Source organism: Vibrio sp. H11, assembly GCF_004804295.1.
GTDB lineage: Bacteria > Pseudomonadota > Gammaproteobacteria > Enterobacterales > Vibrionaceae > Vibrio > Vibrio ostreae.
The window spans coordinates 580,369-588,495 of the sequence record NZ_SSHN01000001.1; the positions used below are offsets into that span (position 1 = coordinate 580,369).

4 protein-coding genes are annotated in these 8,127 nt (G+C 53.8%); 1 reads left to right on the forward strand and 3 read right to left on the reverse strand.

The annotated features are described in order from the left end of the window. Positions 1–7: 7 nt before the first annotated feature. From E6C74_RS02775 to E6C74_RS02785, 3 genes are all read right to left on the reverse strand, one after another. Positions 8–1,399 (reverse strand): HlyD family type I secretion periplasmic adaptor subunit, encoded by a 1,392-nt coding sequence (locus E6C74_RS02775; RefSeq protein WP_136483143.1) that lies wholly within the window; start codon positions 1,397–1,399, stop codon positions 8–10. 263 nt (positions 1,400–1,662) lie between these two features. Beyond that, the gene (locus tag E6C74_RS02780; protein ID WP_136483145.1) at positions 1,663–2,292 is read right to left on the reverse strand and encodes an OmpA family protein; all 630 of its coding nucleotides are present in this window, start codon (positions 2,290–2,292) and stop codon (positions 1,663–1,665) included. Between the two features lies 1 nt (position 2,293). Next, complete coding sequence (locus E6C74_RS02785) at positions 2,294–3,607, reverse strand: TolC family outer membrane protein (RefSeq protein WP_136483147.1); 1,314 nt, start codon at positions 3,605–3,607, stop codon at positions 2,294–2,296. A gap of 417 nt (positions 3,608–4,024) precedes the next feature. Between E6C74_RS02785 and E6C74_RS02790 the strand changes: the two genes are divergently transcribed. Beyond that, a partial coding sequence (locus E6C74_RS02790; RefSeq protein ID WP_136483149.1) for an Ig-like domain-containing protein occupies positions 4,025–8,127 on the forward strand: 4,103 nt, incomplete at its 3' end.

The window sequence follows — 8,127 nt, forward strand, 5'->3', positions numbered from 1 at the left end:
TGCCGGATTACTCTCGCAGCGCATTGTCTTTGGCGCGCAAAATTGGCTTAAGTAAATAATCCAGTACGGTGCGTTTACCGGTGATGATATCCACCGACGCCGTCATGCCGGGAATGATTGGCAGCGTGTCATCCTGACCAAATGATGTTTGTGTGGTGCGTACCCGTACCAGATAAAAACTGTTGCCTTCTTCATCCTGCGTGGTATCGGCGCTGATGTGTTCAAGGGTGCCTTCCAGGCCGCCATATTTAGTGAAGTCATAGGCACTGAACTTTACAATCGCCGGCAGGTCAGGGCGCAGGAATGCGATATCCTGTGGCGCGATCTGTGCTTCGACCAGCAAGGTGTCTTCGGTCGGGACGATTTCAACAATATCCATACCCGGCTGGATAACACCACCGACAGTATTGACGTTGAGGGTTTTGATGGTGCCGGTGACCGGAGAGACGACAACGGTGCGGTTGACTCTGTCTTCCAGCCCTACGGTGGATTCAGTCATCGCCGACAGCTTATCCTGAGCTTCGTTGAGTGCATCTTGCTGCTGCGAACGGAACTTCTGTGCGGCATCGATACGGCTCAACATTGACTCACGAATACCTGAGCGTAATACCGGTATTTTCAGTTCACTGGAGGTGAGTTCGCGACGAGTGTCATTGACCTGCCGTTGCAGTTTTAACAGCTCAATCCGCGGGACCACGCCTTCATCCGCCAAGGGTTGGGTGATCTCCAGCTCTTTGTTAGCATATTCGTAACTTCGGCGTAGGTTGCGAACCCGGGCCTGAATTTCAATCAGATCCTGTTGTTTTTGTTTAACCTGTTGTGAAATCACAGACAGTTGGTTGCGCAGGTTATCAAGATCTTGCTGATACTGGTCGCGCTGACGCTCAACCAGTCTGGGCTGCAATTCAAGCAGTGAAGGAGGAAAAGCCAGCTTGTTGTAATCAATGCGCACACTGTTTTGCCAGTCCTGTTCCGCAAAATCTTCATTAATGATGACACTGGCGATGGACGCAGTCAGCTGCAATACGTTGGCTGTCAGGTTGGCCATTTGCTGCTCACGCTCACGATAGTCGGAACGAAAACGGGTGTCATCGATAAGTAATAGCTGCTGGCCTTTTTTGACCTGCTCGCCTTCACGGACCAGGATCTGTTTAACCAGGCCGCCTTCCAGGTTCTGAACCACCTGGATTTGCGAAGATGGCACGACTTTACCCTGACCGAGAGTGACTTTATCGATCTCTGCCCATGAGGCCCAAACGATGGCCAGCAAAAAGAATGCGACCATAACCCAAAGCATGATACGCGCGCTGCTGGGAGTATTAAGCAGCAGTGCGGCGGTTTGATCGTCGACAAAATCCAACTCATCACTAGAGAGCTGGTGATATTTATGCTGACTCATTGGACTATCCTGCGTTGATATTCCTCGGGCATTAACAGACTGAGGCCACAACGATCTAAAGGGTAAAGAATAACCCAATTGTGCCTGAGGTTTTGATAACTAGCGAGGCGGTTTGAAAAAAAATCATACATAGTCAGAAGAATGGGTTGCGGGAAACAGGGAGTCAAGTTGTTCGAACTTTCTAACCCGTTTACCTGTCACTCAATGGAGAAACGACCTGGGGAAACTCAGGTCGTTTTCGTTACGGTTTAATCGGTAAGCGATTAAGAATTAGGTAAAGCAGTGAACACAGTCCACTCTTTCAGCATTTCGTCTTTCAGACCGACGACGGTCGCCGTTACGCGACGGTTCTGGGCGTGACTGACCTGGTCATCGCCATCAGCAACCAGAACCGTATCACCAAAACCGATCACACGAATGCGGTTCGGCGTAACACCATAACGAATCAACTGCATACGGACGGCTGCTGAACGACGCTCAGAGAGTGCCTGGTTATACTTGGCACTGCCGACTTTGCTCGCATAACCTTGTAGCTCAATTGAGGCTTCCGGATAAAGCTGTAGAAACTCCGCCATCTGACGAATCTGATCATCAAAAAGAGGGGCTATGGCAGAGGAATCGCTGGCAAACAGGATATGAAGTTTTTGCTGTTCAGAGCTGTTGATTTGCTTGCCACAACCGTCATTGTCGACTTGCGCACCTTGTGGGGTTTGCGGACATTTGTCACGGGCGTTAATGACACCATCATTGTCGTCGTCGAGCAAATCGGCACCTTGTTCTGCAACAGGTGTTGCCATGTAATCGTAAACGTCCGAACTTTCTTCTTGAGCGGCGTAGGCAGAATGCGCCAATGTCATACTCAAAACAGCAATCATCACATTTCGAATTGTCATATTAGTAATCCACCTTTTCCAGCCACTCTTTCGGAACATCGACGCGCAGAGCCGCCAGCAGACCGCCGGTTGCGTTCAGAACGCGGTATTTTGCGTATTGCTCTGAGTACTTCGCATCCAGATAATCGCGGCGAGCTTCGAACAGCTCATTTTCACTATTCAGCAAGTCGAGCAGGGTGCGCTGGCCAATCTGGTACTGCTTGCGATACGCCACAACGGTCTTTGATGTTGCGTCGACATGGTCGGCTAGGAACTCTTTCTGCTGCAGGGTAATATCCAGTGCGTTCCAGGACAGGCGCAGACCCTCTTCCACGGTACGGAAAATATTGGCACGTAAGTCTTTAGCGCGATTAAGCTGATAGGCGGCACTTTTTGTGTTCGCACTGTCGGTACCACCGTTGTAGAGGTTGTAGCGTAAACGCAGCATGGCGGTGGTTTCTTGCTGATTGCCGCGGTCACCGCCTGCATCATCCATCCAGCTTTGTGACGCTTCAAAAGAGAGGGTCGGAAAGTTAGGTGCTTTAGATTGTTGATACTGGAAGCGTGCAGCGTCGACGTCTGTCTGAGCCACTTTAATCACCGGATGCGATTGCTGTGCCTGCTCAAGAGCCTGGTCAACAGAGGTCGGTAAAGCTTCACTGTCTGCTCTCGGGAAGACCAACGCTTGTGGCTCTTGTCCTACCAAACGGTGAAACTGTGCCTGAGCATCAAGCAGGTTGTTTTGCGCAGCCAGCAGGTTGCTTTGTGCACGCGCCAGACGGGCTTCCACTTGGGTTACATCCGCCGTTGAGCCGATACCCGAATCCGCACGACGTTTAATGTCGCGGTAAATTTCCTTGTGTGTCGTCAGATTACTTTCCGACAGTGCAAGCACTTCATACGCCTGTGTCACATCCAGGTAGGTGTTCGCCACTTGCAGAGCCTTATCTGATGCATCGGCAAGTAACTGGTAGCGGTCCGCTTCTGCTTCTGCAGAGGTGCGGTCCATGTCGTTTAAGGTCGCTGAACCATCCCAGATAAGCTGGTTAAAAGTAAGAGTTAAGTCCTTACGGGTCAGGTCGGTGTCAGCGCTACCGCTTGATTCTGTCGGTCTGATCCCTTCGTAGCCGATGCCAGCATCCAAGTCGAGACTTGGCAGATAAGCCCCCGTAGCTGCACGTGAATCAGAAACACGAGCTTTAAACTGGTTAAAAGCGCTTTTTAACTCCGGATTGGTGGCAAGTGTCAGTGAAACTGCCTGCTCAAGTGTTTGAGCATATGCTGGACTGGACAGTGCAAGAGCACAGGCCAGAGCCTTTACGGAAAACCCTTTCAAAATCAAACTCCCATGTTGGGTTATTAACGATTGAAGCCAAAGCTTAATCCAGAATCGATCTTATTAATGAGACGCCGGGAAGGAGTGTCAATAAAGTGACTCAAAATTTCAGTTAGTTTTAAACTTGTTGCATATACAAGAAATTATGCATTGATAACTCACTAATTAGAAATGGATTTTATCGGTTAAGTACCCGAATTAAAAGCAAAGTATCGAATATGATCCCGTTTGAATTTTGTGTTGTATCAGCTTTGAGAATATCGGAAATGCGTCAAAAAAACGTTAACAGTACAACGTTTTAACCTTTGTTTAACTATGGATTAGTGCTAAATTTGACTGAATTTTTCCAGGATAAATGTATCGCACCAAGTTGCATACCTTGCGGTATATCATCTTCTATTATGTCCGAGGCTTTTTATGGGATTAAACTCTCTTGTCACTAGTGGAATTCTGTCTGCTAACCAAATGATTGTTATCGATCCGACTGGTAACGTCAGAATTGCGACCGTGGGTGAACGGCTACCACAGGGTACCGTTATTGTTCAAATCGGTAATGATGTGGATGATGACGCAGCGGTTCAAGCACAACTGGTTGATGCCAATAATATGCCTCAGGACATCACGGATGATGTGGCACAGATCTTTGCTGCACTAGAAGAGGGTCAGGACCCGACGCAGGTCGATGGCGATCTGGCTCCGGCTGCTGGTGGAGTGCTGAGTTCGGCAGTGACCGACTCAGCGACGATTGATCGTACTGACATTCAGATTATTGCCACAACGAACTTCGATACAACAGGACTGGAAAGTCTTGGCCTTTCACAAACGCAAAGTCTGGCGCTGACCAACTTAGTGACTGCAGACGCTGCAGACATCACTCTGGCTGTTGCCGGCACCGTTACTGTTGACCCGATCGCGGATGACGGGGTTATCAACTTTGATGAAAGCGAATCAACCATCACTGTCAGTGGTGCCGCGACTGGAGGCGATATCTCTGAAGGTGATACGGTGAGCATGCTCATCAACGGTACGTCTTATACGACGACTGTAGATGCCGATGGTAACTGGTCAGTGGATGTGGCCGGTAGCGATCTTGCTAACGATACAGAGTTTGATGTTACCGTGACATCAAGCAATGCTGATGGAAGTACGGTTGAGTCTAGCGCGACCTCTACTCATACCGTGGATCTGTCTGCGGATCAGGGAACCGTAAGTATCAACCCAATCACCGTCGACAACACCATCAACAGTGACGAAAGCACCGGCCGAGTGACCGTGTCAGGGACGGCAACCGGCGGCGATATTGCCGAAGGCGACAGTGTGTCGATGGTGATTAATGGCACGGAATACACCACCACCGTCAACGACGATGGCAGCTGGTCGGTCGACGTGGACGGCGACGATTTAGTGAATGGCAGCGAGTTTGATGTCGTCGTGACCTCAGGCGACGCCGCCGGTAATACGGTGGAATCAAGCGCGACCGCCAATTACAACGTGGACCTGACCGCGGACGCGGGCACAGTGACGGTCAACCCAATCACCGACGACAACACCATCAACAGTGATGAAAGCACCGGCCGCGTGACCGTCTCGGGAACCGCCACTGGCGGCGATATTGCTGAAGGCGACAGTGTGTCGATGGTGATTAATGGCAGCGAATACCGCACCACCGTCAACGACGATGGTAGCTGGTCGGTCGATGTGGACGGCGACGATTTAGTGAATGGCAGCGAGTTTGATGTCGTCGTGATTTCTGACGATGAAGCCGGCAATACGGTGGAATCTAGTACGACCGCGAACTATGAAGTTGATCAAAGCGCGCCAACCAACAACGATGGCAGCAACCGCATTGCGTTTATTGATGGCGGCGATGAACTGCTGAGCAGCAGCGAAGCGAGCAGCGTGACGCTGACCGGTAAAGTGGAAGCGGACGCCACCGTGACCGGCATGACCATTACCGATGGCACGACCACATTGACGGTCGACAGCGATGACATCACCGTCGACGCAGACGGCATTGTCTCTGTCGCAGGCCAGGATCTGTCCGCTCTCAACGACGGCGAGCTGACCGTGACCATGAACGTCACCGACGCGGCCGGTAACCCGGGCGCCGTGACCGACACCACCGAGCTGGACCAAAGCGCGCCAACCAACAACGATGGCAGCAACCGCATTGTGTTCGACGATGGCGGCGATGAGCTGCTGAGTAGCAGCGAAGCAAGCAGCGTGACGTTGACCGGTAAAGTGGAAGCGGATGCGACCGTGACCGGTATGACCATCACGGACGGCGACACCACGCTGACGGTTAACGCCAGCGATATTAGCGTCGATACAGACGGCAATGTCTCGGTGAGTGGCCAGGATTTGTCCGGCCTGAACGACGGCGAACTGACTGTGACCATGAATGTGACTGACGCGGCCGGTAACCCGGGCGCCGTGACCGACACCACCCAACTGGACCAAAGCGCGCCCACCAACAGCGATGGCAGCAACCGCATTGCGTTTATTGATGGCGGCGACGAACTGCTGAGCCGCGGCGAAGCGAGCAGTGTGACGTTGACCGGTAAAGTCGAGTCGGACGCCACCGTCACCGGCATGACCATCACCGACGGGACGACCACATTGACGGTCAACAGTGATGACATCACGGTCGACGCAGACGGTAATGTCTCTGTCAGTGGCCAGGACTTGTCTGGCCTGAACGACGGCGAGCTGACCGTGACCATGAATGTGACCGACGCCGCCGGCAACCCGGGCGCGGTGACCGATACCACCGAACTGGATCAAAGTGCGCCCACCAACAACGATGGCAGCAACAGCATCGCGTTCAACGATGGCGGCGATGAGCTGCTGAGCCGCAGCGAAGCAAGCAGCGTGACGCTGACCGGTAAAGTGGAAGCGGACGCGACGGTAACGGGCATCACCATTACTGACGGCGACACCACGCTGACTGTGGCGGCGGCAGACATCACGGTCGACGCAGACGGCAATGTGTCGGTCACAGGCCAGGACTTATCCGGCCTGAACGACGGCGAGCTGACCGTGACCATGAATGTGACCGACGCTGCCGGTAACCCGGGCGCGGTCACCGACACGACCAAACTGGATCAAAGTGCGCCGGAAAATAATGACGGCAGCAACAGCATCGCGTTCAACGATGGCGGCGATGAGCTGCTGAGCCGCAGCGAAGCAAGCAGCGTGACGCTGACCGGTAAGGTGGAAGCGGACGCGACGGTGACCGGCATCACCATTACGGACGGCGACACCACGCTGACGGTTAACGCCAGCGATATTAGTGTGGATGCAGACGGCAATGTCTCGGTCACAGGCCAGGACTTGTCCGGTCTGAACGACGGCGAACTGACCGTGACCATGAGCGTCACCGACGCGGCCGGTAACCCGGGCGCGGTGACCGACACCACCGAGCTGGACCAAAGCGCACCGGATAATAACGATGGCCGCAACAGCATCGCGTTCAACGATGGCGGCGATGAATTGCTGAGCCGCAGCGAAGCGAGCAGCGTGACGTTGACCGGTAAAGTGGAAGCGGACGCGACCGTCACCGGCATCACCATTACCGATGGGACGACCACATTAACGGTCTACAGCGATGACATCTCCGTCGACTCAGAAGGCAATGTCTCGGTCATTGGCCAGGATCTGTCGGCTCTCAACGACGGCGAGCTGACCGTGACCATGAATGTGACTGACGCGGCCGGTAACCCGGGCGCGGTGACCGACACCACTAAGCTGGACCAAAGCGCGCCCACCAACAACGATGGCAGCAATAGCATCGCGTTCAACGATGGCGGTGATGAGCTGCTGAGTAGCAGCGAAGCAAGCAGCGTGACGTTGACCGGTAAAGTGGAAGCGGACGCGACGGTAACGGGCATCACCATTACTGACGGCGACACCACGCTGACTGTGGCGGCGGCAGACATCACGGTCGACGCAAACGGCAATGTGTCGGTCACAGGCCAGGACTTATCCGGCCTGAATGACGGCGAGCTGACCGTGACCATGAATGTGACCGACGCCGCGGGCAACCCGGGCGCCGTGAGCGACACCACCGAACTGGACCAAAGCGCACCGGAAAATAATGACGGCAGCAATAGCATCGCGTTCAACGATGGCGGCGATGAACTGCTGAGCCGCAGCGAAGCGACCAGTGTGACGTTGAGCGGTAAAGTGGAAGCGGACGCGACCGTGACCGGCATCACCATTACGGACGGCGACACCTCGCTGGCTGTGGCGGCGGCAGACATCACGGTCGATGCAGACGGCAATGTCTCTGTCATTGGCCAGGACTTATCCGGCCTGAACGACGGCGAGCTGATCGTGACCATGAATGTGACCGACGCCGCGGGTAACCCGGGCGTCGTGACCGACACCACCGAACTGGACCAAAGCGCACCGGAAAATAATGACGGCAGCAATAGCATCGCGTTCAACGATGGCGGAGACGAGCTGCTGAGCCGCAGCGAAGCGAGCAGCGTGACGTTGACCGGTAAAGTGGAAGCCGA